This is a genomic window from Caldivirga sp. MU80 (genome assembly GCF_001663375.1).
In the GTDB taxonomy this organism is placed as follows: domain Archaea; phylum Thermoproteota; class Thermoprotei; order Thermoproteales; family Thermocladiaceae; genus Caldivirga.
In genome coordinates this window covers 1-26,908 of the sequence record NZ_LCTF01000015.1, presented here as the reverse complement: position 1 = coordinate 26,908, position 26,908 = coordinate 1, and the positions used below count along the sequence as shown (strand labels likewise).

Sequence of the window (26,908 nt, the reverse complement as noted above, 5' to 3'; positions counted from 1 at the left end):
CATCCCCCGTGTGGGTGTGTGCAGGGGTTGTTAGTGATTAGCTATTTGGGAATTTAATACTATCAGTTATTCTGAAGGGGACCTTTCCTTGATGGTTTAGCGACGAAGACACCATACCTAATGACTCGGTGAGTGTAACTTAGTGGCTTCTGGAAAAATCCCTGGTTTTTAAGGCTTAAATATAAGGGATCTAATATTTAAGAAATATTATTTTATTAAAGTTTTACCAAGTTACCATAACCTATATAGAGTAATATTTAAATTTACTCATCACTACTGAGTTTTCATGGGTAATGTCAAGATAGGGGTTAACGCGTGGAGTTACCCATCCGGCATGAACCTTCCTGAAATGTTCAGCCACGCCAAGAGGGTTGGCTATGAACTGATTGAACCTGTGGTTGATGAGCAAGACTTAAACATGCTTAATTCACCGGACTTCTCAAGGAGGTGGGGTGAGGTAAGGGACTTGGCTCAAAGCGCTGGATTAGGTATCTACACAGTTGCCACTGGCCTTTACTGGAGGTTTAACATGATTCTTAGTGACCAGTTTGAAAGGGCTGCTAAGGTCCTTGAGGCTGAGGCCAAGGCGGCTAACATAGTGGGGGCCAAGGTTCTCCTAGTGGTTCCAGGGGTTGCCGTCCCTGAGTTGAGTTACGAGGAGCATATTGAGCGTGCTAAGGATGCTTTGGCTAAGTTGAGTAAGGTGGCTGAGGATTACGGCGTGGTTATAGGTGTTGAGAATGTTTGGAATAGGATATTCGCCAGCCCCCTGGATATGAAGAGGCTGCTTGATGAACTGGATCCAAAAGTGGTTGGGGCTTACGTGGATGTGGGCAACACCCTCCCCCATAGCCTACCCGAGCACTGGATAATGACGCTTAAGGGTAGGATAGTGGCAATGCACGCTAAGGACTTCCTCGCAGAGCCGGGTAGATGCACATTCGGCATACCACTAACGGGTAGCGTTAATTGGAGGAGCATCAAGAGGCTCCTCGATGAGGTGGGTTACAGTGGCTCATTAACTGCCGAGGTTCCACCATACCCAGGTGACCCATTTAAGGCTGCTGAGGATGCTGCATCATCGCTTAGGCAGATATTCAAGTGATGGGCAATGGTAAGTGTTGGCTTAATTGGAGTCGGTGGGATGGGTAGTACTCACTTTAAAATCCTGAAGGACCTCGGTATTAAGGTTACTGCTATTTCCGACGTGGATGAGTCTAGGTTAGCTGAGTACTCAAAGATGAGCATTAAGATGTTTAAGGACTACACCAAGATGCTTGATGAGGGTGGGTTTGACGGCGTAATCATAGCGACCCCACCGAACCTGCACACTGAACAGACTGTTTACGCACTCAGGAGGGGTTACTACGTGTTCCTTGAGAAGCCCATGGCCAGTGACCTTGAGGGGGCTAGGCGAATATATGATGAAGCCAGGGGTAAGGGTAGGTTAATGATTGGCTTCACCCTTAGGTTCCATAAACTATACATCATGGTCAAGGACCTATTGGATTCCAGGCTAGGTAAACCAGTGGTTATGTGGCACATAGCACTGGGTACAATGCCCAAGACTGGTTGGCTTAGGGATAAGGGGGTTAGCGGCGGAATACTCAATGAACATGGGGTTCACGTGCTTTACCAATATTACTGGTACGCCGGCAGGGTTAGGGAGGTTTACGCTGATGCTGTGACCATAACCAGTGGCATAACCGTGGAGGATAATGTGACCGTATTCATGAAGCATGAGAATGGCGCAACATCAATCTTCCACCTAAGCTGGAGCGGCGGCCATAATTGGAGGAGGTGGGGGTTAACGGCTGAGAGGGGTAGGGTAACCGTGGATGGCTATGTTGACGGTGACTACATGGTATCGGACCTGAATGGTAACGTGATTGAGAAGGGTAACTTCAACGAATCAATAATACACGCCTACGTAGATGAGGTTAGGCACTTCATTAATTGCATCGAAAATAACGAGAGACCGATAATTAACGAGGAGGATGGTTACCACGTGCAGCAGATAGTCGATGCCGCATATAGGTCAGCGCTTACGCGGAGCAAGGTAACTATATAGCAGTATGGCAATAACCTACCCTAGTAACCAGTGACTATAAAACGCTGAAGCTGTTAGCTCCTAATTAAGCTTAAAAAAGCCCAATCCTAAGGCCCCTAATGCCCGAGAAGGTTAAGTTAAGGGACCTTAGGAATATGAGTAGGGAGGACAGGTTAAGGCTGCTGAGTGACTTGAGGAGTGAGTTGATAAAGTTGGAAACCCAAAGGGGGAGGGGGGTTGTTGATAATCCAGGTAGGATGAGGTATGTTAAGAGGTTAATTGCTAGAATACTAACTATTGAGCATGATGACGAGTTGAGGGAACTTGCAGGTAGGATTAATGAACTCCGCAGCAAGGGCTTAACATACGATAAAGTCTCAATGCAGCTGGGTATTAAGAAGAGTATGGTTAAGAGGATTCTTAAGACGGTTAAGGCTAAGGCCGAGGGTGGTTCAAGCAAACCCGCCCAGTAATAAATATAAATACGTATCACTTTATTCCATCAGGTGAACTATATATCACAAGGGTTACCGAGATTTTCGAGCTTAGTAAGGATGCCTTGAGGCTAATAAGGGAGGCACAGGCTAGGGGTCTCATACACAGGACACCCCTCTATAAATCCGACACGCTGAGCCAAGTTACCAATGCCAATGTTTACCTTAAGCTGGAGGCTCTGCAGAAGACTGGGTCATTTAAGGTTAGGGGTGCTTATAATGCAATAACGCATTACATCAACGACGGGGTGAGCCATGTTGTAACCGCATCAGCCGGTAATCACGCGCAGGGTGTAGCCTACGTGGCCAGGATATATGGCTTAAGGGCCACCATAGTCATGCCTAAGTACACGCCGTGGATTAAAATTAGCAGTACGAGGAAGTACGGCGCCGAGGTTATCCTGGAGGGTCAATCGTACTATGAGGCTGAGAAACATGCCCTTGAGATAGCTAAGGAGTTCAACGCCAAGATGATACACGCATACGATGACCCATTCGTAATAGCCGGCCAGGGCACCATAGGTTGGGAAATCCTTGAGGATCTTAACCAAGTCGACTACGTTATAGTACCTGTGGGTGGTGGTGGGTTAATTTCAGGCATAGCCTCGGTCATTAAATCAATTAGCCCAGGTACTAAGGTTATTGGTGTCCAGAGTGATGCAACCCCCTCAGCCTACCTGTCCCTTAGGCAGGGTAGGGTGGTTATGGTAGAGAACACGGACACTATCGCAGATGGTATAGCCGTCAAGAGGATTGGTGATGTAACCTTTGAAATCATGAGGAATACGCTGGATGATGTAGTACTGGTTAGTGACCAAGACATAGTGAATGCAATATTAATGTTGGCCGAGTCGGCTAAGGTGATTGCAGAGGGGGCTGGGGCTGTTGCAGTAGCCGCCTTGATAAGCGGTAAGGTTAACGTTAATGGTAATGTTGTTGCCGTGGTTAGTGGAGGTAATATCGACGTAACCATGCTCGCCAAGGTGCTTTACAAGGGGCTTGTCCAGATGGGTAGGTTAATTATGCTTAAGGGGCTTGTGCCAGATAGGCCAGGCATGTTGGCTCAGGTTACTGGCGTTTTAGGTAAGATGGGGGTTAACATCGTTGAGATTAGGCATGAGAGGTATAACCCAATGGTGAAGCCAAACTACACCGAGGTTGATATAGTGGTTGAGACACCACCTGAGGAGGGGGCTATTGATAAGGTTCTCGGTGAATTAGGTAAGATGGGGTTTAACTTTAAGGTTGAGGTTCCTTGAGGTTTGAAAATACGTTTAATTAAAAATGATTTTTATAGGTGAAGTAACGCAGGTATTACGAATATGGCTAACATTAGGTTAATGAACACTACTATGGTTATTACAACGTATAGCCAATCCCTCTCCATGGCGAATGAGGCAATGCCCAAGGCAACCCTAAGCACGGGGGTTGCTATGAGAACCATTAAACCCAGTATTATGAAGGATAACCCATCCGCCTGGCTCAAGCCCCTTAAGGCCGTTATGGGCGGTATTACTGTCGTGTTAACCCTAGATCTAATGCTCATTATGCTGTAATCGCTGTAGCCTAAACCCCTACCCTCGATGATTAATAAAGTTCCTCCAATTATCATTAACACTATACTCACTACAACGCCGATTCTTAGTGCTAGCCCTATTACGTAATCCATGTCCCACCTAACCATGCACACCACCCCTTCGTACAACCACTTCCCTAGCCTTTAACCCATACCTGTAATACAGCACCACCATGACGATAACCGTGAATATTAGGCTTAGCGTGTACTGGGTGGCTATGGGTACTACTAACATGCGATTTAGGTATAGGCCCCTTAGGAGCATTTCCATGCCCAGGAAGGCTAGTATTGCTAGGAATATCCACCTAATCTGCCTATTAGTAATCCTGATTAGTATCTTAGTTCCAGCCATTGCACCTATTAATACGCCTATTGCCGTGGCTGAGGCTATGAAGGGTTGTATGTAGCCTAGGTACCAGTATATGCTACTCCCGGTTGCTGCTGTTACTCCTATCATGAAGTTGCTTGTTGTTGTGCTTACCTTCATTGGTAGGTTCATTGCCCAATCCATACCAAGAACCTTAAGAGCACCACTACCAATACCAAGCAAACCACTAATAAAACCAGCAAAAAACATAATCAACTCACCCAACCACCAACGAACACCCCAATACTTAACCTCCATCTTCAATGCATCATCGTAGTAGCTACCCTGCAGTTTAAAGACCCTGGTGGTCCAGTCAGGTGGCTTAGGGTCAGGGATCTCGTACTTACCCCTCTGGGCTGTCGGTATTATGGACAGCAGTATCACTATACCGAACACCACGTAGACTATCCACTCCAGGTTATGGGAGTAGATGTAGGCCACCGTTAATGACCCAACTATTGAACCTGTGGTTGTGGCTATCTCAAGCCCCATGCCTATCCTAATGTTAGTTATCCTATCCCTAATGTAAGCGCTGGCTGCCCCGCTGGACGTAGATATTGTCGATATTAATGCAGCACCAGCGGCGTATGCTATGGGTATCCCGAGAAATAGGGTAAGTACAGGAACCAGTACAGTACCACCACCTAAGCCAGTTAGTGACCCCAGTAGACCAGCAAATATACTAGCCACCAATATCTCAACGAATATCAGCAGCCTTATGGCTAGGCTCAACATACCTAAAAACAGACTGAGTAGGGTTTATAAAACAAACCCATTTAAGGTAATTATTAATAGTTATAATGCATGCTGCAGCTATTGAAATATTTCTTTTTCTATAAATAGAATATTATATATGCCGTATTTCACATGATTCATACTAATATTTATCGGATGCATATTTATTAATTCGCTAAGAGTTATTCTCAATCGAGTTAAATAATCCCACCAGCGATTTTGACGGCTATTAAACTGCGTACTTAATTATTAACCTGCATTAATACTAATTATACCTAAGGCTGACACAATCAACATCACCATTATCATGAGAGTTATTGATACGTAGATTGGGTCTTTTCTTAACATGTATATTATGCATGATAGAGCCAGCCCTATTGTTGTGGATACTCCAAACAGTGTCATGCCGATGGATTCAATAGTCCCCAGGGCAGATGTAACTGCACCTGAGTAGCAGTGTTTCAATTCGCTTGGTGGGTCACCACTAAGTAGGCCGCCTATAGTGCAATATGCTGCATCACTATGTCTTAACATTATTAATATGCAACTTACCGCTAGTATCACTACGCTAATTATCGCTAATAGGAAAACTATGTTACCGTACATCTTCGCCTCCTGCCCAGTTTCACTGGTAATAACCTTACTAAGGCTCATCACAACCACCCCATTAATATTGATAATGACTGCTGGAGGAGTCTTAAACCAGCTATTATCATAACTATTACTACTAGAATTTTTAAATAGCTGGTCTTAATCTTAGGCATTATTCTTGACCCTACACGTGCACCAATCACAATGCCCAGTAGGCATGGTACAGCGAAGAGCGGTATAAAAGCTCCATTATTAATATACACCCACATAGCCGCACTATCACCAATACCTATTAGAACTAGGCTCGATGCCGCTGCCACCTTTAATGGAAGCTGCATTAGCATGCTGTATATGGGTACTATCGCCCATCCGGCACCTAAACCAAACATACCTGAGATAAGGCCCACACCCATTAGGCTTAGTAGGCCCCACTGCAGGTTACCTACATTATACTTAACAATAGTGTTCAGCGAGTAATCACTGTATGTTGAATTGAGTTTAAGCAGCCCAGCTAATTTATCCCCCTTAACTGTATAGCTTAGGTTGCCGGCTCCGCTACCCCTTAACATGAACAAAACAGCTATGGATAGAACTAAAACACCTAAGCTGAACCTTATTACAGCCTTACCTAATGAGCCAAGGACTCCTATGCGTAACCCTAGTAATGACCCTATTATTGCGAATAGCGTATAGGGTACTGATGATACCAGAACTAACCTGAAGTTAGCTAAATTACTGCCCAGATATTGCCTTGAACTCACCAGTGAACTCATTGTAGCTATAGCCAACCCAGTGCTTCTAATAATATCCATGTTAATCGGCGTGAAGGCCATCATTATTGGAGTAAATAAAACCGCACCACCAACACCGGTTAACGCAGCCACAATACCGATTACCACGCATATGCATGCTAGTGATGTAAAGAAGATTACTTGCGATGATAAAAATCCTCCCCCGACTACGGCGAATATTAACATGCCTAGTGTCATATAGCTCACTACCCATATTAACATTATCTTGAAAATTTTACCTTTAATAACTTCATAATTAGCCTTAACATTAAGGGCCTTTAAAAGCTCATTGATATTCCAATGTGATTTCCCACATCTTATATATGACAAGTTACATTAACGTTTACGCAGCCAAAATTGCAGGTAATGCTACAACCGCTAACATGAGGTTTACAATAACTATTAGCGAGAAAGCCATGTACAACACATCACGTTCAAGTGCAAACCTGACGGTGTTAAGTATTATCATTGTTACGGGTATCGCTATGAGCGTGATTAGGCCCAGCAGCATTACGCATAGTCCATCTAGTCTCACTGCGCCATCAATAACTGTTAATAATCCAATCAGTGATGTGTTGATTTGGCTGGATGGATCCATTACCATGCCTAACGTGTAGCCTAAACCACGCCCCTTAATGACCATTAACATGAGACCCATGATCATTAAGGTAACGCTGACCAATACGCCATACCTAAGTAGGCTACTGGTTATGTTTATGAACCTCTCCTCAATACGGCTTACGCCACTGGGTTGCGTGCGATATAGTATTACTGTCTCATCTGTGGTCTCACTAAGCCTGTGTGAAATCATTAAGTAAAGGACGCTGATTATTACGGCTGCAAACACTGCAGATATTACATTCCTCTCCAGGGATGTCAATGGCATTAGGTGCTCTTTACTTAACCCCCTGAGTACCATCCTTAACCCGAAGTACGCAAGTATGGTTACGAAAATCCACCTAATCTGCCTATTAGTAATCCTAACCAGTAGCCTGGTGCCCATCATTGAACCAGCCAGTACACCCACCGCAGCGGCCACTGCTATGAAGGGTTGTATGTAGCCTAGGTACCAGTATATGCTACTCCCGGTTGCTGCTGTTACTCCTATCATGAAGTTGCTTGTTGTTGTGCTTACCTTCATTGGTAGGTTCATTGCCCAATCCATACCAAGAACCTTAAGAGCACCACTACCAATACCAAGCAAACCACTAATAAAACCAGCAAAAAACATAATCAACTCACCCAACCACCAACGAACACCCCAATACCTATACCACACTTTAAGTGCTGGGTCATAGCAAACCCCATAAAGCCTAAGCCGCTTGGTGGTCCAGTCAGGCTTATGTAATGGTGGCAGTTCGCATGTACTTCTTTGAATTGTTGGGATTATAGATAGTAGCAGCACAACGCCGAACATTGTGTATATGATCCATGTTAGGCCATGTTCATAAACGTAGTTAGCCGTTAAAGAACCAATTATCGCTCCACCTGTCGTTGCTGTGACTAGGCTTATCCCAATTCTATCATTTGCCAGTCTCCTCTTAACGTATACGCTTGCTGAACCAGCTGAGGTGGCTATGGTTGATATTAGGGCTGAACCTGAGGCATACATCATGGGTATGTTGAGGAATAGCGTAAGCACAGGGGTAAGGACAACCCCACCACCCAAACCTGCCAATGAACCAAGTATACCAGCAAATACACCAGCTATCATTATCTCGGTGAACCTTAATAGTGCAATTACACCAAAAATCATTAATGACCGCTATTTTATCCATATTTAAAGTATTCTTTCACAATGTAAGATAAATATGATAAGTTAAATATTAACATAAACTAAAAGCTATATATTTCACATTCATAAGTCAACATTTAATTCTCATTGCAGCGATAATTCATTATACCTACAGGTAAAGTTATATGTATCTTAGTATTATGTAAAGCTTCGCCGTTCCCCTTAAGATACGTTATTAAGCCTATCTAATCTAGTGTTCATGAATCATAAGATGCCTGCCGTACTACCTCTCATATTCTATGAATAGGTAGTTGGATTCCCTACCAAAGTCTATAATCTTCCCACCTAATAGTGGGATTGCCCTTTTAATCATTATGAAGCATGTGTATTCATCTAGAAGCACCCTATACCTCCTGTTGGGTTGACATGTCTGGTAGATGGTTAGGAACTTTTTGAGTGAATCACATCCAAGCCCCCTAAGGTCAATATGCTCAGGCTTACTTTCCTGCTTACTCGCCTTAGATTCAAGAATCCTCTTAATTATCCTCCTCTTTAGCTCATCTACTTCGTCACTCATTGGTTTATGAATTGCCGGTTGAGTTTTAGGCTTATTGATCAGTGCATTATATGCATTTTAGGCGAAGGGTGATATGAAGTCTTCAACCTTAGGCAGTTCCTTGGGCAGCCCCTTCTTCTCCCTTATCGACAATATTAGACTCTCGCGGAGACTCTCAGGTACTGGTGCCCAGCGTGAGAATTGTAGGCTCCAGAAGACCTTACCGGTTGTGGCGCTCCTAAGCTCATCACTAATGTTGAATGACTCTATTACGGGTATCTCACCCTTAATGACCACCTCCATGGCTTCAGTCTGGGTGACGTCAATGACCCTACCCCTATGCCTAGTTATCACACTTGTGACAGGGCCCATGTTGTCAACGGTGGTCTTGGCATCAATTAGGAGTAGTGGCTCAAGTAGCGTTGGGTTTGCTGACAGTATGCTGGCGAATATGGCGTTCTTGGTGGCTGGCATTATCTGGGCTGGGCCCCTATGGGCTGGGTCCTCGTGAACCACGGCATCGTGTAGGATTACCTTGACACCCCTCACCGGTTCCTGGGCCAGTGGACCAGCTGACACTGACCATCTGAAGCCCTGGATTATGTAATCCCTAATCTCCCTCAGGTGCTGTATGCCACTTGTCTTATCAATTAGGACGTTGATGTACTGGTTATCTATCGCCCAAATACCCCTAGCCTCATCAGTATCCCAGTTAGCCTTCTCCCTGAGTATCCTAGCCCTTTCCCTCGGGTCCATGTCCTCGGTGATCTCACTGTACTGTATTAGGCTTATTGACTCCTCGTCAAGCGGCTCAACGCTTATGTAAAGCCTATTATGCTTATTAGGCGACTTACCCTCAAAGACCTGCGACCTAGCCCTAACAGTCTCCCTAAACCTAACCAGTGGTTGGGATACGACGAAGTCCAGGCCAGTCCTATCCTTCAGCAGCCATGTGGCTATCTCAAGGTGCAGCGTGCCCACACCGCTGAGTAGTACCTGACCGGTCTCCTCATCAATCTTAAGGCTTAATGTCGGATCCTCAATCACCAGGTCCCTAAGCCCCTCAACAAGCTTAGCTAAGTCATTCGGGTTCTTGGGCTCTATGGCAACGGTCACCACGGGCTCTGACACGTACCTCATCTTCTCAAAGGGCGGTATGTCCTTAATCGAGGGCGCCACCAACGTGTCACCAGCCCTGGCCTCATCAACACCCATTAAGGCCACTATGTTACCCGCCATGACCTCGGGCACTATTATTCTGCTTGGACCCATGTATAGGTAGGTCTGCAGAACCCTCTTAGTCAACTTCTGGCCGATTATATAGACCTCGTCACCCTCCCTAATAGTCCCGCTGAATACCCTGCCGGTTACTATCAAGCCGGCATGCGGATCCTTATTAACCTTGCTGACCGCTATGACCAATGGCCCATTTGGATCAGCGTCAAGCAGCGCCTTACCTATTGGACTGTTCAAGTCACCTTTCCACAGCTTGGGAACCCTGTACTTCTGCGTAACGTTTGGGGGTGGGATATGCTCAATTATCATAGTTAGAAGCGTCCTGTAGAGCGGGAACTCCTGGGCCAGTTCATCAACGGCGTTCCTCTCATAGGCGTCCATTATGTAGCTGAACTTAATCCCCTTCTCCTGCATCATTGGTATCGTTAAGCCCCACTTACCCAACGCTGAACCAAAGGCCACCTGCCCCTTATTAACGCTAACCTTCCACTTCTCCTTAAACTCAGGTGGAGCGTAAGTGTCTATGAGGGAGTTGAACTCCTTTGTTATGTAAAGTATTCTATTACCTATCTCCTGGGGGGATAGCCTAAGCTCCTTTATCAACCTGTCAATCTTATTTATGAAGAGGACGGGCCTAACCAACTCCTCCATGGCCTGCCTAACCACGGTCTCGGTCTGGGTCATGACACCCTCAACGGCGTCAACAACCACCAACGCCCCATCCATGACCCTGAGTGACCTCGTCACATGGCCCGTGAAGTCGACGTGGCCTGGTGTATCAACGAAGTTTATTAGGTATGGTTTACCACCGTACTCGAAGTATAGGCTTATGTTAGCTGCCTTAATGGTCAGTTGCCTAAGCTGCTCAATCTCCACGTAGTCCATGGCTAAGGCCTTACCGGCAACCTTGGGGCTAAGTAAACCTGCACCCATGAGTAGTGAGTCTGTGGTTGTTGTCTTACCGTGGTCAACGTGGGCCAGTGTACCAACGTTCCTGATCTGCGATGGATTCCTCATTATGTCTAGAATATCCTCTATCTTCTTCTCAACGATCCTAACTGACATCCATGATCACGCAGACCTTCCTATAAGCTTATATAAAGTTTTCTCAGGAATATGCAGGGCACGGTTAGAAGTACCTATACCTTGGCCTAGACCCAAACCTAGTCACCCTCCTGTACCATAGGTAGCCGTAGGCTATGCCAACTATGAAACCCAGCAGGTGTCCTAGGTAGGCTATGCCGAAGCTTGCAGCGAAGGGCGTTAGGAGGAATATGATTGCTATTATGTTCCACGGGTTCGATAGTATAACCCACCTATCCGGTAAAGCCAGTATGAAACCAACCATCCCAAACAAAGCCCCTGAGGCACCCGCCATGATTGTGCCTTGCCCATATAGGTATATTGAGAGGGCCGCTGCGAAGCCTGATATCAAGTAAACCCTCCACATGATTCCTGCGCCATACCTACGCTCGAAGAAAGGCCCTATGAAGAACAAGGTAAGCATGTTGAATACGTAGTCCAGTATGGTTGGGTCGAAGAACATTGAGGTGACTAGGCCAAGGGGCCATGGCACATACGGTGACATTAACCAATCGGAGAGTAGGAGACCTATTGCATTAGCCACATTGCTTAAGCCAATGTACTGGAATACGAGGAATGGTATTGATAGTGCACTGTTTATGATTATTATCATTGCGGTAGTCCTAGCATTAACATGCATGGGTTGACCAAGCATCAAACGACCAATGGGTTAATGGGGTATTACTTTAAAACTTTATTCCCAGTGGTAACACATGTTCCTGATAGGCCTAAACTACTGGAGTAAGGGTGGTGGGCCATTAATGTGGAGGTTCTTTAATGAGGAGGTGGTTGATAAGGAACTTGCCCAAATAAGGGAACTGGGTGTTGATGTGATTAGGGCCTTCGTGTACTGGCCAGACTTCCAGAGGGAGCCAGGTAAGATTGATGAGGAGATGCTTAGGAGACTGGGAAGGTTCCTAGACCTGGCGCATAAGCATGACGTGGGGGTCTTCCTAACCTTCGTGGTTGGTCACATGTCCGGTGAGAACTGGGACCCCCAGTGGAAGGGTGGAAGGGACTTCTTTGAGCTTAGAAATGAAGTTAAGACCCTCATGGAGACTGTGGTTTCGAGGTTTAGGGGGCACCCGGCGATTAGGGGTTGGATACTCAGTAATGAGTTACCCATCTACGCAACCTCAAGCGAGGAGAGGGTGACTGACTGGATTAGGGAAATGTCCAGTTTAATCAAGTCCCTTGACGGAGCCCACTGGGTTAGTACAGGTGATGGGTGCTGGGGCATTATGGGTGCCTTCAATGGGTTTAACCCGTATAGGTATAGGGATTACGTGGATTACATGGGCCCCCACTTCTACACACCAGACACGGATGCCTTCAGGCACACTGTAATGCCCCAGTTGATTATTAAGGCCTGTAGGGGGCTTGGGAAGCCCACTATACTTGAGGAGTTTGGCGCATCCTCAACACTAGGCTCCGATGAGCACATAGCGGGCTACTACAGGGTGCTCCTAGCGGGTTCACTGGTCAGTGGCGCAGTTGGGGCGTGGGGCTGGTGCTACAGCGACTTCCCCCTAACCAACCAGAGACCCTACTCCCACCACCCACACGAACTTAGGTTCGGTGTAACCACGGTTAACTGGGAGGTTAAGCCCCAGGGTAATGAGTTGACAAGGTTCTCTAGGCTAGTGTCAACGCTTGGTGATGTTGAGCCGGTTGAGGATCCCGTGGCCTTACTAATCCCATCCTACGTCTACTGGAGTTACCCATTCACCTCTAGGGATGATGCAAGGAGGATATCGGCTGCGTTATTAGCATCATACTCCATGCTAGTGCAGAATGGCCTAAACCCGAGGGTTATAATTGAGGAGCCGTTAACCGATAACGTACTCATTGAGGGGGGTAAGACTAGGATAGGGGGTGACGTTAAGGTCCTGTTCTTACCCTGCGCATTAAGGTACCTGGCCCAAACCCAGGAGGAGGTTAGGAGGTTTGTTGAGAATGGAGGCGTCGCCGTGGTTTCATACTGCTACGGGTTCTGGATGAACATTGACTGGGCCATTAAACTAGACCTATACTACAACTACCCCATAACTGCCGATGGCTTAAGCACAGTGGTTGATGGGGTTAGTATCAATGTGCCTGCGATGGGTTACAATTACGATAGGGCTATAGCCAGGGTTAGTGGTGGTGAGGTTCTGCTTAAGGATTCAATGGGTAACCCCGTGATAGCCTACTCTAACGTTGGGGCTGGTAGGGTCTACTTCATAACTTACCCAATAGAGTACTGGCTGAGCATGAACCCCAAGCCCTTTGAAAACCACGACGCCCACCTAATCTACAGCCTAATACTGAGGAGGGAGGGCTTCAACGTCCAGACACCGAGCAAGTGGGTTCAGGTTGCTAGGCTTAAGTCGGCTAGGTACAACTACACGGTTTACATCAACCACAGTTGGAGTGACATCAAGATTAACGTAAACGGCATTAACGTTGAGTCAGGTGAGAGGATAAACGGGGAGTATGTGATTAAAGGCAAGGACTACCTGGTTTTAAGAACGTAACCCATTGAATGTGGTATTACTATATAATAAAACTTGAGGACTCATTTATTGACCATTCAAGTGAAAAGCAATATAAAGTATCAGCAGCATCGGTTAGCATGGAGGGGGTGTTAGTAGCCTTAGCAATACCCTTCAGGGATGGTAAGGTAGATGTTGAGGGCTTAGGTAGGCACGTATCGTCCCTAGTTAAGGAGGGTGTCAACGGCTTCTTCCCCCTAGGCACCACCAGTATGGGTGTGCTACTTAACGTTGAGGAGAGGAGGATCGCCCTCGAGACCATTTCCGAGAACTCCAATGGCCTACCCATTGTTGTTCAAGTTGGCTCCACGGACTGGTCAACGGTTGTTGAGACTGTTAAACTGGCTGAGAAGTTCAATGCCGAGGCCATAGCCTCAATAGTGCCTATCTACTACAAGCCGGATTACGATACCATTAAGCTCTACTTCAGTAAGCTAAATCAATTAACAAGTCTACCAATATTCATCTATAACATACCAGGCAACGTGGGGTTTAACGTAACACCCGACCTGGTTGCGAGGCTAATTAAAGATGGAGTGAGTGTGGGTGGGGTGAAGGATAGCAGTGGGGATATAGGTCAAGTCATGAGGTTTGTCGAGATGGGCCTTGAGGTGTTCAATGGGTCAGACCACATAGTAACGTTAGCAACCCTAGTGGGTGCGAAGGGGTGCATTTCGGCTTTATCAAACTCAGTTACTGGCCCAGTCATCGAATCCTATAGACTGGTTAAGGATGGTGATGTTAAGGGGGCCTTAAAGGCCCAGTCACTGGTAGCTAAGGTGAGGGATTTAGCCAGCAAATACCCAAAGCCAGCCGTGTACTATAGCCTAGTTAAACTGCTTAAATACGACTTCGGCGGTGTAAAAGAGCCGCTGGTCAGGAACCTGACCAGGGAGGAGGAGACTGAGTTAGCCGCTGAGTTGAGTAAACTGGGGTTGAAGGTTAGGTTTAACTAAGCCCAAAAGCTCTAAACGTACACGTTATACTTAATTATTGCCATGGGTTCAATGTTCCTCAGTATGTAAACCTCCTTGTAGAAGCCCTTGTTTAACACACCCATGAATAAGAAGTCCTCTATGCCATTTATACTCACGGTGTATGAGAACAGGAACCTGTTGAGGCCGTAGGTTAATGAGGCCAGTTCAACAGCACCACTACCAGCGTTAAACTCGTAAACTGGATTGGGCTGCGCGTCATTGTGCACTAGGCTTGGCAAGAGGACGGGTTCAATGGGCCAGGGCTCAAATCCACTGCCGGCCTGCTTCAACCTGTAGGCGAAAACCTTCTCTATGGTTTTCCTACCTAACTTATTCTCGTCAATCCTCTTAACCAAATCATCAGTGTTCTTAAAGTCCAAGAGGGCCTCTAGGTAAACCAACTCATCTTCCGCGAAGTACCTTATGTAGGGTACCTCGAAGCTTGTAACCTCAACGCCGTTAATATCCTCAACATGGTACTTAACCTTCCTCACGTACTCCAATTCACCAGTCCTCCTCTCACCCTCACTCAAGTCAATCACCTAGAATTCGACTTAACTTAGTTTACGTGAATTACTATAGTCGCATTTTAGGTTTAAAAACTTAACCCACTGGAGCTAGGTGAACCTCGACCCTGCCATTAACACCCCTCAACTCGCTTAGCTGGCTGATCACGTAACTCCTAACGTCCCCTGGTTTGACACTTACAAGGGGACCCTTGGACTCGTCGTAAACCTTCCTTATCAACGGTTCAGGCTCAGACCCATCTGGGCACTTGACCATTGCACTGAATGGTACAACGTAGTCTCTGAATCCCCTGCACCTATAGACCTGCTTAAAGCCAGGTATCTTACCCCTCTTGGTTAGCGGAATCCAGGAACCCCTCTCCTCGTCGTAGTACTCCACTATATCCATGCTTATGTCTATGCTCGGCGGGAATGCTATCGATGTGCCAACCCCGAAGGAGTCTACTACGTCTTTCAACTCCTCCACAGAGTCCTCGTTGAGTCCACCACTCACCACTATCTTAACGTTACTGTAACCGGCTAGGTTAAGTGCCCATCTAACTTCCTCAACAATGGCCCTCATGTCACCCCTCCTGCTGCTTGGCGTGTCAAGCCTAACACCGCTAAGCCTACTACCCAGTAACCTAGCCGCCATTAGGGCCTCCTCTCTTTCATCATAGAATGTGTCGGCGAGCACTATCCTAGGTACGTCACCTGGTAGGGCCTTATCAAACCATACCCAGGCCGTGGTGTGGTCCCCCTTGACAGCCCTGAAGACTATCATTAATGCGTGGGGCATTGTACCTGAGGCTTGGATGCCCAGTAACCTAGCCCCAACTACGTTGGCCACCCCGTCGCAGCCGCCCATGTAGGCTGCCTTATCGGCCATTGGCTGTATGATTGGGTGGAGGGCCCTGGCTCCGAAGAATAGGCACTGCTTATCCATAATCCTGTACTTGATCCTGGCGGCCTTTGATGATATGGATGAGTAGTGCCTAAGTATACCCAGTATAGGCGTCTCGTAAACAGCGAAGTCGGCGTAACTACCCTCAATGACCATTAGGGGTTCCTTGGCTTGGAAAACCGCACCCTCGGGCATGGAGTAGATGTTAACCCTAAGCCCAGCCCTCTTAACCATTTCAAGGACTTCACTAAGGCCCGTGTACACTGCCCACTCGTAGCCCTCGGGTAGGTTCATTACGTGGAACTCGGCCCTAACCTTAACCTTATCTAACCCAGCTGCCTTAAGCACCTCCACAGTCCTGAGGAAGTATACGTCCGTCACCTCACCCCTAATGACCTCATCCTCACTGGCCACGGAGAAGGCTCTACTCATGGTGAACTCACCTGGCCTTGGTGGTTAATAAGCACTAGCGTGCAGTTTAAGCGCTAGCCAACCACATCCTTAACCTGCTCGAGGACAGCTATGATCTGGAGTATGAGGACCCTACTATACGTTGGCATATTCGGGTCTGATAATGCGTCGTCCAGTAGGCTGACCACTGTTGATGCCCTTAACCCAGGGCTCATCTGGTTATTCCTAAGTATCCTGGCAGCCTCACTGGCGGCCCTCCTTATGTTCCTTGGGATGCCCATGTCGTGTATTATCCTCTCCAGGTAGTACAGCGCCTGGGCTATCTTCTCATTAGCCTCATTACTGGTCAGCGATGACATAGCTTATAGGTTACCCCCATGGCTTAATAAGTTTTTTACAACATAAACAGTACAGCCAACCAGTACTCAATACTTAACGCATATATGCAGGGAACATGACTGATACACGGTGTGAACCGTTGATGCGGCATTGTTCACCGTCTTGTCAATATTTAAATATGCCTAATCAATGGCCTTAGTAATGTTCGTAAACGGCAAGTACCTTATTGGCAGGGACTTCGCGTTCCCGGAGTATAGGCCCAGGTTCCCAGTCTCATACCCGTACCTAGTTAGGAGGATGATTGCCCAGGTGGAGGTGCTGTTTAACGATAGTAGGCTTAGGGGTAGGGTCATTTACGAGGTCATACCTAAAAGGCAGTTAAGCCACCTTGAGTTGAACGCCGAGGAGATGAGCATAGTGTCCACCAGCCACCGGAGGGATTACGATGGGTCAGTGCTTAGGCTTTACTTCGACCCCCCACTTCAGCCATCGCAGAACACAGTTATTGAGGTTACCTATGAGACCAGGCCCAGGAAGGGGGCCTACTTCGTCAAACCTAGTAGGGGTAGCGGTAACACGGCACTAATGGTTTGGACGCAGGGTGAGAGTGAGGATAATAGGTACTGGTTACCGTTACCCGACAACCCTAATATAAAATTCCCAACTGAGCTTGAGGTGACCGTACCCAAGGGCATGATTGCTGTGTCCAATGGCGTACTGGTTGATGTTAAGGATCTTGGCGATAAGTCAACGTGGCGCTGGGTCTTCGATTACCCACACTCCCCATACCTAATAGCCTTCGCCGCTGGTGAATTTGAGAAGCTTGAGACCGAGTGTGATGGTGTTAAGCTGGAGTACTACTGGCCTAAGGGCCGGTATGGCGACCCCCAGGTCACCTTTGCGGCCACCTGCGATGCAATAAGGTTCTTCAGTGAGTACACCGGTGTCAGGTACCCTTACCCAGTCTATAAGCAGGTTGCTGTCCATGAATTCATATACGGTGGTATGGAGAATACAACAGTGACTATACTAACCGACACCACCATGCATACCAGGAGGGAGGAGTGCCCGTACGATGAGTGGCCGTGTAGGGGTAGGGAGGATTTTTCTTCTGATGGTTTGGTTGCTCATGAGTTGGCTCATCAGTGGTTTGGTGATTTGGTTACCACTAGGGATTGGGGTAACATTTGGCTTAACGAAGCCTTCGCAACTTACTTCGATGCATTATACACCCTACACAGTAGGGGTTTTGACGAATTCGCCTATAGGCTTTACCAGAACCTTAGAGCCTATCTGGATGAGTATAGGCGTTACTCAAGGCCAATAGTGACGAACCTATACTCAATACCGGAGGAAATGTTTGATAGGCACACCTACGAGAAGGGCTCACTCGTACTACACACGTTAAGAAGCATAATAGGGGAGGAGAACTTCAGGAAAGGAATTGAAACATACTTGACTAGGCATAGGTTCAGCAACGCAGATACAGAGGACCTAAGGAGAGCAATGGAGGAGACTTCAGGAGAGGACTTAACATGGTTCTTTAGGCAATTCGTGTACTCAGCAGGACACCCAGTCCTTAAGGTCTCGTGGAGCTGGCTACCGGAGGAATCAGCGGTAAAGCTTAGTATTAGCCAGACTCAGGGCGAAGACTCATACCCCATATACAGGCTGCCGCTGGAGGTTAAGGTGGTTTATGAGGGGGGTGGTGAAGTTAAGTCATTAAACATTGATGAGAAGGAGCACGTGTTCTTCATCAATTCACCCAGTAAGCCAAGGTACATCTGCATTGACCCCAAGTTTAAGGTGTTTAAGGTTGTTCAGTTCGATAAACCCGTTGAGGAGGCAATAAACGAGCTCAGCGATGAGGATGTAATGTGCAGGATAGAGGCCATTAATGCACTCGCCAAAAACGCAAGCCCAAGGGCCGTGGAGGCCTTGGCTAGGGTTGTTGAGAAGGATCCATTCTGGGGTGTTGCAGTTGAGGCAGCTAATGCATTAGGTAAAATTGGGGGATCATTGGCTAAGGACGAGTTGATTAGGCTACTTAAACTGGTGACTCACCCAAGGGTTAGGAGAAGCATTGTGGATGCGCTAGGTAACTTCAGGGGTGATTCAGAGGTAGCTAAGGTGCTACTCAGCATTGCTAAGGATGATAAGGAGTCTGATTACGTCAGGTACGCTGCCCTGGTTAGCCTAGGTAAGTTAAGGATTAGGGACCTTGAGGGTGAGTTAATGAAGGCCCTTGAATACGGCGGCTTCAACTTCATACTAACCCAAGGGGCGGTGAGGGGGTTGGGTGAATTAGGCACCGACGACGCCTTTAAGGTTGTGTTGAACTACACCGAACCCGACAAACCAACCCTGGTTAGGGCGGCAGCGGTGATGGCGCTCAGTGGGTTTATTGATAGGAGGGAGGCCCTAAATAGGCTGATTGAGCTGGCTAGGGATGAGCAATTCAGGGTTAGGTATGCAGTGGTTGCAGTGGCTGATGAGGTTAAGCACCCGGCCCTACTGCCGATGCTCGATGACTTGGCCTCAAGGGACCCTGATGGCAGGGTGAGGAGACTCGCCAGGGAGGTTGCTAAGAGGATCAGGGATCAGCTTGAGAGGGGTGTTGAGTACCAGAGGTTGAGGGAGGAGTTGGAGCAGGTTAGGGAGGAGCATAGGCGTTTAATGGAGGAGATAGGTAGATTAGAGAGAAGGTGATCAACTTAAAGTATTTAAAAGTGAACCCACGTTCAATTACTACTTTTGTTTAAGGGAAAGTATTTTAAGCAGCCCTCAAACCTTCGAACCATGGGTAAGAGGAGGAAGACCCGTAAATTGCTTGTAAGGTCTAAGAGGAGGTTACCCACCGTGTTTCAATGCCCCTACTGCGGGTCAGTGGCGGTTAACGTATCTGTGTCTAAGAAGGAGAATAAGGTTAAGGTCGTGTGTGGGGTGTGTGGGCTTGAGGCTGAGTTTGATAGGATAAATGGCCTGCTACCAGTAGACTACTACAATAAGTTTGTTGATAAGTACTTCGCCGGTGAGTTAAAGCCAGCCAGGCAGGCTGAGGTTAGGGCCAGTGCCGTTAATAATCAGCAGAATCAAGGCATCATAGACAGTGATGAGGGTATAGAATACCTGGATGCCCCTGAACCAGACGCCGACGTTGAGGAGGAGTAATAGCTTAAAACTCCCACGGACAGGAATGATTAATGGCCGTGTTTGAGTTACTAACGGGTAAGCTACTGGAGATGGGGGCATTACACTTCTCACTACTAGACCCCGATAAGGTAACCCTAGAAAAGTTCGTCGAACTCGCCAAGGGGGCTGAAAAAGCTGGGTCGGATGCAATAATGATTGGGGGTAGCTACGGTGTCAACGAGAACACACTCGATGATTACATAGAGGCTGTGAAACGTGAGGTTAAACTCCCCATAATACTCTTCCCAGGCAGTGTGGCTGGGTTAAGCAGGAAGGCTGACGCTGTGCTCTTCCTCTCGGTACTTAACTCAACAGACCCATACTACATAATCGGCGCCCAGGTTCAAGCAGCCGTGTTAATAGCTAAGCGATACAGGAACCTTGAGACTATACCAATGGCGTACATAATAGTGGGGGAGGGGGGTGCGGCTGGCTTCGCCAGTTACGCTAAGCCGATACCGTACCACATGGAGGACGTTATAGTCGCATACGTCCTGGCGGCCCACTACCTGGGGTTCCCGTTAATATACATTGAGGCTGGGTCAGGGGCTAGGGAACCGGTGCCACCCAGCGTAGTGGCTAAGGCTAAGAGGGCGGTGGGTAATAGGGTGCTGATCGTCGGGGGAGGTATAAGGAGCCCAGAGGCCGCCTACTCAATAGCCCTGGCAGGCGCTGATGTAATAGTGACTGGGACCGTGATAGAGGAATCACCTGCCGTCGTGCTTAAAGACATTGTTGATGCTGTTCATAAGGGTGGCCGGAGGAGACTTAACGGTATGACCAATACGAGTAGTGGACCTAAGGCCTCTTAGCCACTATTATGAAGCCTGTATGAGATAAGGTCCACGTATTGGGCCTAACCTCACCTGGTATTGTCTTCCATTCCCTCCAATTAACCTCAAACATCTTAACATCTATTAGCCCACTATCCACCATACTCCTGATAACCCTCTCCACCTGGTTAATCGTCGGTACGTAAACCGCAATATTACAACCATGCCTCAGTGAATCAGCTACAACAGGTATCGCACTCCACGGGTCACCCATGTCAAGCAGAGCCGAGTCAAAATATGAGCTAGGCAGCTTAATCCTCGATACGTCACCGTTTATCAAGTCGACCACGTCTAAAATACCCATGATCCTGAGGGTCTCCCTGGCAACCGCAATGTACCTGGGGTTCCTCTCAATGGATACTAAGTGCCCCCAGGGCCCTATGTAGGTGGCTATTATCGACGCTGCATAGCCGCTACCTAAACCAGCCTCAAGGACTCTGCTACCGGGCTTAACGTTGAGCATTATTAATAGGGCTGAGGAGTCCTTAGGATATATGGGTTGGGTAACCCTGGGCATTTTAAGTAGTACATCAACCATGTCGGGCTTGGTTATGTAGAAGGCGTGGCCTAGGTTTGTGAGTATTCTTGAGCCGTAGGGCTTGCCGATAATCTCACTCATCTTTAGGATACCCCTAACCGTACTGATAACCCCATCCCTCCTAACCTTAGTCACCACCCTAATCCCATTACTATGCCAAAGTAATACATAGTCACCCTCCTTAACCACGTCCATTGTTAAATGGGCGTAGGTGAACTTTAATAAACTTAAACATCCCCAATATCCTTAACATAAACCTAAAGACCCGATGGCAATGCTCGATGTTTTCATGCGGTTTCATAAATCCACCAGGTTTAACCCCATAATAGGCTAACTATTGTAATGGAACCTCATTTAAGGGTACCCCCCATAACCTTATTTTGCCGTAATCTCATGGGTGTTACTCGCTATGCAAGTGTCAACATGAAGTTGTATCCGAGTCCTTTAAAACGCGTTGATCAAGCTATTGCTGAATGTTCATTAGGTTCTTGAGTGTGTTGACCAGGGTCTTGAGGTGTTCGTAGGCTGGGGTGTTCTTGTTGAGTTTAATTAGTCTCATCCTACCTACAGTAACCTCCTTAACTATGCCCATCTCCTCCAATGCCCTAACGTGCTTAAGTGTTAACGTGTAGTTTGAGCCTATTGTCTTGGCTAATTGTGATATGCTTAGTTCCCCAAGTTCATAAAGTGTTAGTATTATTTTTATGCGGATCTTCGACTTCATTATACCGTCGACGAGGTTCATGGTGTTCACCTGACCGCTAACTCAAATTCAACTAGCCTTGTTAATTCCTGGGCGAGTACGTCTAGGGATTCGTAGGGTATTGATATTAGGGTTGTCCTACCCCTCATGCCCTTGCCCGAGGGCCTTGTCTCAATTATCCTCCAGGTGTTCTCCATGTCCTTTAGGTAATGCCAAAGCTGACCATGGCTACGCCTGCTCCTTAACCCATACTTCTCACAGATCATTATATACTCGTCCTCAGCCTCACCGAAGGTTACGTAGGCTGAGTCCCTTTTTCTACGGAGGGCGTTTACTATGGCTAGTAGGAAGAGCTTCTCGTGTAGATCCATTCCCCTTAACTCACCCACATGAATCACCAGTGTGTTCTTCACAGCATACCTAACGTGCTCGGGGAGTATTCTCCTTGACCCCCTCTGCTGGGCCGTTAGGGCCGACTTCCACAGTATCTCTATGGCCTGCTTGGCATTACCCCTACCCTCATTGCCGCCGCTTGCCCCCGTTACATCAGCAATCATCTCGAGGACTTCGTCATTATAGGTCCCTGGCATTAAAGCCGCCTGGGCCCTATCCCTAAGTATCTCGTATATCTGGTCCTTGGTGTAGGGTGGGAACCTAATTATGTTGTTGCCCAACGTACTCTTAGCACCTGCATCAAGCTTAACGAGAAGTGAATCATCTCTGTCTATGAGGATTAGCGAGAAGTGGTAGTCATGCTCACCAATGTGCTCATCGTAAAACCTAATCAGTGTACCTAGTGCATCGGCGCCACTGTTGTTAACTATGTGGAAGACGTCGTCTAAAACTACCACTATGTAGATTCCATTATCCTTAAGGTGGTCGTAGATTATCTCAAGGATCTCCTCCGACGAGAAGCCACGCCTAGGTATACTTATCTTCAACGACTCCCCAATGAACCTAACGGCAGAATGCATGGTCCTGTGGGTCCAGCATGGGACATGGATGAACCTAACGGTGGAATTCCTTGAAGCATACTCACCAAACTTAATGCTCGTGATCGTCTTCCCAGTGCCAGTACCCCCGATAAGCAGCGCCCTGGCGTAGAATGAACCAGGCGACTTTAAGTAGTCACCGAACATCATGTTAAGCATGTTCATCTGCTCTTCCCTATCAATCAGCCTTGGTGGTATGTAATCGGGTGTTAATGCCGCTGCATTCCTAATTATTAAATCACCCATATTACACTACTCTCTATTCTACTTTAAAACTTTAATGCTTACTAAGGAGTAAACTTCCCTAGTGCTTTAAAAGTTTTAAGGTTTTTATATCCCCTTAAATACCTAACGAATAAAAACGAATATTACTTTATATTTATAAAGGCATAGCCACTAATCAAGTCAAGCCTGTCCATAAGAATTCCACAGCCACCCTCCCAACACTCAACGAGGAGTAGGCAATTGGGTGAATTAACACCTACATTGACTCCCTGCTCCTTAAGCCTTCTGGCCAGCTCAAGCTCGCATTGGGAGTCACCAATACCCCTTCCCCTAGCCCTACACCTAACCAGCACCTTAAGTCCACTACACCTCTCCCTAATCTTGGGTAGGGTAATGCTAAGTATGTTGGTGAAGTTCAACTCGTTAACATACTCAATCACCGGAACCACCCTGAAAACAGCCGTGCCTATGAATGGGCTGTTTAAGATAACCCTGGACACAACCCTGGGGTCCACCTCCGCCTCAATTATCAGTAACCCACTGAACCGCGACTTAACAACCCTAGCCTTACCCAACTTAACCAGTAGGTAATCCTCAAGATCCCTGGCAACCCTACCATTCCTCGGTCTCGTGGTCACAAGGACCACGTTAACCATGCAGCCCAGGGTGAGACCGGTGAGAGTAATTAAATAGAACTGCCTCAGCTTTAAGGTGAACGCTGGCATTAAACCCTCATTAGAGTCGTGAAGCTCGCTAATGCATGAAGTGAACTGGGTGCTACTTCTTCATTACGGTTACGTTGGCTAGGCCCAGCGCCTCATCCCTGTACTCAATGAGGTTAAGGCAGCCCTTAGCCATTCCCCTGAAGGTGTTGTTTGACGGTAGCCTCACGTATATGTTGTGTATGTCGTAGAAGTACCTGATGTACCTTGGCCCAGCCGTGACCAGCGTTATTAACGGTATTGCAACGGCTGTGTAGAGCCAACCCAAGGCCCTGTAGATAGAGTTATTAGGCTTACCTATGCTGACACTGGCCAACACCCCACCAGCCTTAAGCACCCTTGATATCTCGCAGTAGGCCTTCCTCAGGTTGCTTGATGCGTGGAGTGAGAAGCCCATGATAACCATGTTGAACACTGAATCCCTGAACGGCATCAGTTCGAATAGGCCGCAAACCTCATCAATTACACCTAGCCTAGGAGACGACTTAAGCATAACCATTGACTGGTCCAGGAGCACAACACGCCTTGCGTTAACCCCACTCTTAATCAACTCAATGGTCATGTTACCCGGGCCTGAGCCCGCATCCAACACATCAACAGCGTTGGCGTTGCCCAGTGCCTTAAGGCCAAGCCTAATGGTCGACCTCCTCCACCTACCTATCAAACCCAGCGTGATGGCACTACTAGCCCTTTCATAAACCGGGGTTATTGCATTGTAGTCGCTGTACAATGAATCCACATTCATTACTCCCCCTGGCCTTCAGCGGACTCTGGGTTAATTATTAGCTTAACCGACCCCTCAGAAACGCCCAAAGCCCTAGCCAGGGTGTTGATTATTTTACTGTCCCTTTGAGCCAATATCCTTACTAGGGGTATGTAGTCCCTGATTATGGTTGATGATGACTCATGCAGTTGAGTCCTAAGCATATGCATAACCCTATCCCTAGTCTCCCTAACCTCCCTTGTCCTTGCCATTAGCCTAATCTTCTCAGGGAACCTCATGCCCCTTATGAAGAAGGGTAACTTGGGCTTATTCCTAACCAACGCAACCCCGGCGGTCATTAACTCAAGCAGGTACGGCATTAACTCCCACTCCTGCTTACTCACCATGATACCCCTCAATACATCCGCCCTGGATAGGTTATCGTAAGCGTCGCTAAGTGCACCCACCGATGATGAGTAGGCCACTGCGGCGTTCTCAGTTAGCCATAGCATTAGACTCTCCCAGTCGAAGCTGGGTAGCCTAGTCACGGCTGTGGCTGAAGACACGGTATTAGCCTTAAGCACCATGTCAACTACCCTAAACATGTCGTACTGGTGGGCTCTACTGCTAAGCAGGGAGACCCTATCCCTAGTGACTGGGCCGGTCTCGGCAACCAACTGCAGATCATTTATGGCTGACCTCATGTCGCCCATTGATGATTCGGCTATGAGCTTTAGGGCATCGTCATCGCACTTAACCCTCTCGGCGCTGCATATGCGCCTAAGTACCTCCAGTATGTCCCTATTCTTAAGTGGCCTAACCTGAACCACTATGCAGGCTTCCCTAAGAGGCCTAAGCTTAGGATCCCATGGGTCATTTGCCGTCATCGCGATGGGCACCTTAGCCTCCTTAACAATGTCAACTATCTCGCTTATCCCACCTTGATCAGCCTTAACGTTTATGCCGTCAACCTCGTCGAAGAGAACAAGCTTACCCCTAAACCCGAAGAGGGAGCCTTGGTTAAGCGCCTTACCCACAACCTCCCTAATCCTAGCGGCTGTCCTAACATCACTTGCGTTCATTTCATACAACTCAAGCCCGTAGTCATGGGCCAGGGCATGAACCATCGTCGTCTTACCCGTGCCAGGCGGCCCAGAGAGCAGGAGGGCCCTCCTCTCCTTACCGTCAAGCCACCTCCTAACCCAATCCTCCATGGTCTTCTTAGCCTCCTCCTGGTTAACAACATCCTTAAGGCTCCTGGGCCTGTACTTCTCAAACCAGGGCAACCTACGTTGACTCATTTACGCGCCCCCTTCCTTGCCGTGGGCTTCTCGCTGGGCTTGGCGCCACCCTCCTGGGTTGCCTTAAACCCGTACTTGGACCCTATGGCGGCTAGTTTGGCTATCAGAGCCGTTAACTGAATCTCCTCATCACTACCGAAGACCAACCTATTATCAATGTCCGCTATTAGCTCGCTTACCTCAACCTTAGCGTCAATGGGCAGCTTGAATCTATCATTAATCAAAAGCTCCTCTTGAATATACTTAAGCAGCTCAACCCCGGATATGCCGTAGGTGTACATTATGTTCCTCATGGCCCTACGGGAATCCTCAAACCTACCCCCAAGGGCGTTTTCAAGGAACTCGTCAATCACCTTAAACTCAACCCTACCAACAACCTTATAGACCGTCTCCTTATCAATCACCTTGCTTATTGTCGCCGCCGCCTGCATTGTGTTTATTGCTTTTCTTAGGTCTCCTTGTGTTGTTTCCCATATTGCCTCTAGCCCATCCTCACTTGCCTGTATTCCCACTTCCTTTGCTATTTGCCTTAGCCTCTCTATTACTGCCTCCCTTGGTAGTGGGTTGAATCTGAAGATTGCGCACCTTGACTGTACTGGCTCTATTATACCGCTTATGTAGTTTGCGAGTAGTATGAATCTTGTTGATGCTGCGTACATCTCCATAATCCTCCTTAAGGCTTGCTGGGCATCACTAGTCATGTTATCAGCCTCATCTAGGATGACTAGTTTGAATGGTACTGGGCCTGTGGCCACTGTCCTAGCGAACTCCTTAACCTTCTCCCTAATAACATCAATACCCCTCTCATCACTGG

Annotated in this window: 27 protein-coding genes; 9 read left to right on the top strand and 18 right to left on the bottom strand. The window is 47.5% G+C overall.

Features of this window, described 5'->3' with window-relative positions; genetic code table 11:
• The first annotated feature begins 286 nt into the window (after positions 1 to 286).
• The 4 genes from AAX04_RS05715 to ilvA all read left to right on the top strand — a co-directional run bounded on the left by AAX04_RS05715 (position 287) and on the right by ilvA (position 3,803).
• Positions 287 to 1,105 (top strand): sugar phosphate isomerase/epimerase, encoded by an 819-nt coding sequence (locus AAX04_RS05715; RefSeq protein ID WP_066795359.1) that lies wholly within the window; start codon positions 287 to 289, stop codon positions 1,103 to 1,105.
• A 6-nt stretch (positions 1,106 to 1,111) separates the two neighbouring features.
• On the top strand, positions 1,112 to 2,071 hold the full coding sequence (locus tag AAX04_RS05710) for a Gfo/Idh/MocA family protein (RefSeq protein ID WP_084761217.1): 960 nt from the start codon (positions 1,112 to 1,114) through the stop codon (positions 2,069 to 2,071).
• 98 nt (positions 2,072 to 2,169) lie between these two features.
• Positions 2,170 to 2,523: a 50S ribosomal protein L29 gene (gene rpmC / locus AAX04_RS12580; protein ID WP_066795353.1), complete on the top strand. Its 354-nt coding sequence runs from the start codon at positions 2,170 to 2,172 to the stop codon at positions 2,521 to 2,523.
• A gap of 23 nt (positions 2,524 to 2,546) precedes the next feature.
• Positions 2,547 to 3,803, top strand: a complete 1,257-nt coding sequence (gene ilvA, locus AAX04_RS05700; RefSeq protein WP_084761216.1) for a threonine ammonia-lyase — start codon at positions 2,547 to 2,549, stop codon at positions 3,801 to 3,803.
• A 32-nt stretch (positions 3,804 to 3,835) separates the two neighbouring features.
• On the opposite strand, the gene AAX04_RS05695 is transcribed toward ilvA, so the two are convergent.
• The 8 genes from AAX04_RS05695 to AAX04_RS05660 form a co-directional block, all read right to left on the bottom strand.
• On the bottom strand, positions 3,836 to 4,228 hold the full coding sequence (locus AAX04_RS05695) for a DUF1634 domain-containing protein (RefSeq protein ID WP_066795347.1): 393 nt from the start codon (positions 4,226 to 4,228) through the stop codon (positions 3,836 to 3,838).
• On the bottom strand, positions 4,221 to 5,222 hold the full coding sequence (locus AAX04_RS05690) for a sulfite exporter TauE/SafE family protein (protein WP_066795344.1): 1,002 nt from the start codon (positions 5,220 to 5,222) through the stop codon (positions 4,221 to 4,223). Before AAX04_RS05690 ends, AAX04_RS05695 begins: the two co-directional genes overlap by 8 nt.
• A gap of 249 nt (positions 5,223 to 5,471) precedes the next feature.
• Positions 5,472 to 5,876 (bottom strand): DUF1634 domain-containing protein, encoded by a 405-nt coding sequence (locus AAX04_RS05685; protein WP_156519721.1) that lies wholly within the window; start codon positions 5,874 to 5,876, stop codon positions 5,472 to 5,474.
• Positions 5,876 to 6,802, bottom strand: coding sequence for a sulfite exporter TauE/SafE family protein (locus AAX04_RS05680; protein ID WP_066795413.1), 927 nt, complete (start codon positions 6,800 to 6,802; stop codon positions 5,876 to 5,878). Before AAX04_RS05680 ends, AAX04_RS05685 begins: the two co-directional genes overlap by 1 nt.
• A 145-nt stretch (positions 6,803 to 6,947) precedes the next feature.
• On the bottom strand, positions 6,948 to 8,360 hold the full coding sequence (locus AAX04_RS05675; protein WP_066795338.1) for a TSUP family transporter: 1,413 nt from the start codon (positions 8,358 to 8,360) through the stop codon (positions 6,948 to 6,950).
• A 262-nt stretch (positions 8,361 to 8,622) separates the two neighbouring features.
• Positions 8,623 to 8,916, bottom strand: a complete 294-nt coding sequence (locus AAX04_RS05670; RefSeq protein WP_066795336.1) for a hypothetical protein — start codon at positions 8,914 to 8,916, stop codon at positions 8,623 to 8,625.
• 57 nt (positions 8,917 to 8,973) lie between these two features.
• A complete protein-coding gene (locus AAX04_RS05665) occupies positions 8,974 to 11,196 on the bottom strand; it encodes an elongation factor EF-2 (RefSeq protein WP_066795334.1) in 2,223 nt (740 codons plus the stop codon).
• 64 nt (positions 11,197 to 11,260) lie between these two features.
• Entirely contained in the window at positions 11,261 to 11,869 is a 609-nt protein-coding gene (locus tag AAX04_RS05660) for a rhomboid family intramembrane serine protease (protein ID WP_238377814.1), read from the bottom strand.
• Between the two features lie 58 nt (positions 11,870 to 11,927).
• Here AAX04_RS05660 and AAX04_RS05655 point away from each other — a divergent pair, with 58 nt between their 5' ends.
• Both AAX04_RS05655 and AAX04_RS05650 read left to right on the top strand, forming a co-directional pair.
• On the top strand, positions 11,928 to 13,730 hold the full coding sequence (locus tag AAX04_RS05655) for a cellulase family glycosylhydrolase (protein WP_066795332.1): 1,803 nt from the start codon (positions 11,928 to 11,930) through the stop codon (positions 13,728 to 13,730).
• Between the two features lie 98 nt (positions 13,731 to 13,828).
• Entirely contained in the window at positions 13,829 to 14,704 is an 876-nt protein-coding gene (locus tag AAX04_RS05650; RefSeq protein ID WP_066795407.1) for a dihydrodipicolinate synthase family protein, read from the top strand.
• An 11-nt stretch (positions 14,705 to 14,715) separates the two neighbouring features.
• Here AAX04_RS05650 and AAX04_RS05645 read toward each other — a convergent pair whose 3' ends face one another.
• From AAX04_RS05645 to AAX04_RS05635, 3 genes are all read right to left on the bottom strand, one after another.
• Positions 14,716 to 15,258: a hypothetical protein gene (locus AAX04_RS05645; protein ID WP_156519720.1), complete on the bottom strand. Its 543-nt coding sequence runs from the start codon at positions 15,256 to 15,258 to the stop codon at positions 14,716 to 14,718.
• A gap of 70 nt (positions 15,259 to 15,328) precedes the next feature.
• Positions 15,329 to 16,567 carry a nicotinate phosphoribosyltransferase gene (locus tag AAX04_RS05640; RefSeq protein WP_066795327.1) on the bottom strand — a complete coding sequence of 413 codons (1,239 nt, stop codon included), beginning with the start codon at positions 16,565 to 16,567 and terminating at the stop codon, positions 15,329 to 15,331.
• 53 nt (positions 16,568 to 16,620) lie between these two features.
• Positions 16,621 to 16,905 carry a UPF0147 family protein gene (locus AAX04_RS05635; RefSeq protein ID WP_066795325.1) on the bottom strand — a complete coding sequence of 95 codons (285 nt, stop codon included), beginning with the start codon at positions 16,903 to 16,905 and terminating at the stop codon, positions 16,621 to 16,623.
• A gap of 181 nt (positions 16,906 to 17,086) precedes the next feature.
• On the opposite strand from AAX04_RS05635, the gene AAX04_RS05630 reads away from it, so the two are divergent.
• The 3 genes from AAX04_RS05630 (at position 17,087) to AAX04_RS05620 (ending at position 20,889) form a co-directional block, all read left to right on the top strand.
• Positions 17,087 to 19,594: a M1 family aminopeptidase gene (locus AAX04_RS05630; RefSeq protein ID WP_066795323.1), complete on the top strand. Its 2,508-nt coding sequence runs from the start codon at positions 17,087 to 17,089 to the stop codon at positions 19,592 to 19,594.
• 90 nt (positions 19,595 to 19,684) lie between these two features.
• Positions 19,685 to 20,056: a hypothetical protein gene (locus AAX04_RS05625; RefSeq protein ID WP_066795321.1), complete on the top strand. Its 372-nt coding sequence runs from the start codon at positions 19,685 to 19,687 to the stop codon at positions 20,054 to 20,056.
• A 32-nt stretch (positions 20,057 to 20,088) separates the two neighbouring features.
• The gene (locus AAX04_RS05620; RefSeq protein WP_066795319.1) at positions 20,089 to 20,889 is read left to right on the top strand and encodes a geranylgeranylglyceryl/heptaprenylglyceryl phosphate synthase; all 801 of its coding nucleotides are present in this window, start codon (positions 20,089 to 20,091) and stop codon (positions 20,887 to 20,889) included.
• Here AAX04_RS05620 and AAX04_RS05615 read toward each other — a convergent pair.
• The 7 genes from AAX04_RS05615 to AAX04_RS05585 all read right to left on the bottom strand — a co-directional run.
• Entirely contained in the window at positions 20,876 to 21,643 is a 768-nt protein-coding gene (locus AAX04_RS05615) for a tRNA (adenine-N1)-methyltransferase (RefSeq protein ID WP_066795316.1), read from the bottom strand. The two genes, AAX04_RS05620 and AAX04_RS05615, sit on opposite strands and share 14 nt — an antisense overlap.
• A 268-nt stretch (positions 21,644 to 21,911) precedes the next feature.
• A complete protein-coding gene (locus tag AAX04_RS05610) occupies positions 21,912 to 22,193 on the bottom strand; it encodes a winged helix-turn-helix domain-containing protein (protein ID WP_066795402.1) in 282 nt (93 codons plus the stop codon).
• 5 nt (positions 22,194 to 22,198) lie between these two features.
• Positions 22,199 to 23,389 carry an ORC1-type DNA replication protein gene (locus AAX04_RS05605; RefSeq protein WP_066795314.1) on the bottom strand — a complete coding sequence of 397 codons (1,191 nt, stop codon included), beginning with the start codon at positions 23,387 to 23,389 and terminating at the stop codon, positions 22,199 to 22,201.
• A gap of 122 nt (positions 23,390 to 23,511) precedes the next feature.
• Positions 23,512 to 24,024, bottom strand: coding sequence for a THUMP domain-containing protein (locus AAX04_RS05600; RefSeq protein ID WP_066795311.1), 513 nt, complete (start codon positions 24,022 to 24,024; stop codon positions 23,512 to 23,514).
• A gap of 121 nt (positions 24,025 to 24,145) precedes the next feature.
• The gene (locus AAX04_RS05595; RefSeq protein ID WP_066795307.1) at positions 24,146 to 24,835 is read right to left on the bottom strand and encodes a class I SAM-dependent methyltransferase; all 690 of its coding nucleotides are present in this window, start codon (positions 24,833 to 24,835) and stop codon (positions 24,146 to 24,148) included.
• Entirely contained in the window at positions 24,835 to 26,094 is a 1,260-nt protein-coding gene (locus AAX04_RS05590) for a replication factor C large subunit (RefSeq protein ID WP_066795303.1), read from the bottom strand. The genes AAX04_RS05595 and AAX04_RS05590 overlap by 1 nt, the downstream gene beginning before the upstream one ends.
• On the bottom strand, positions 26,091 to 26,908 hold an 818-nt coding region (locus tag AAX04_RS05585), incomplete at its 5' end, for a replication factor C small subunit (protein ID WP_066795300.1). The genes AAX04_RS05585 and AAX04_RS05590, both read right to left, overlap by 4 nt.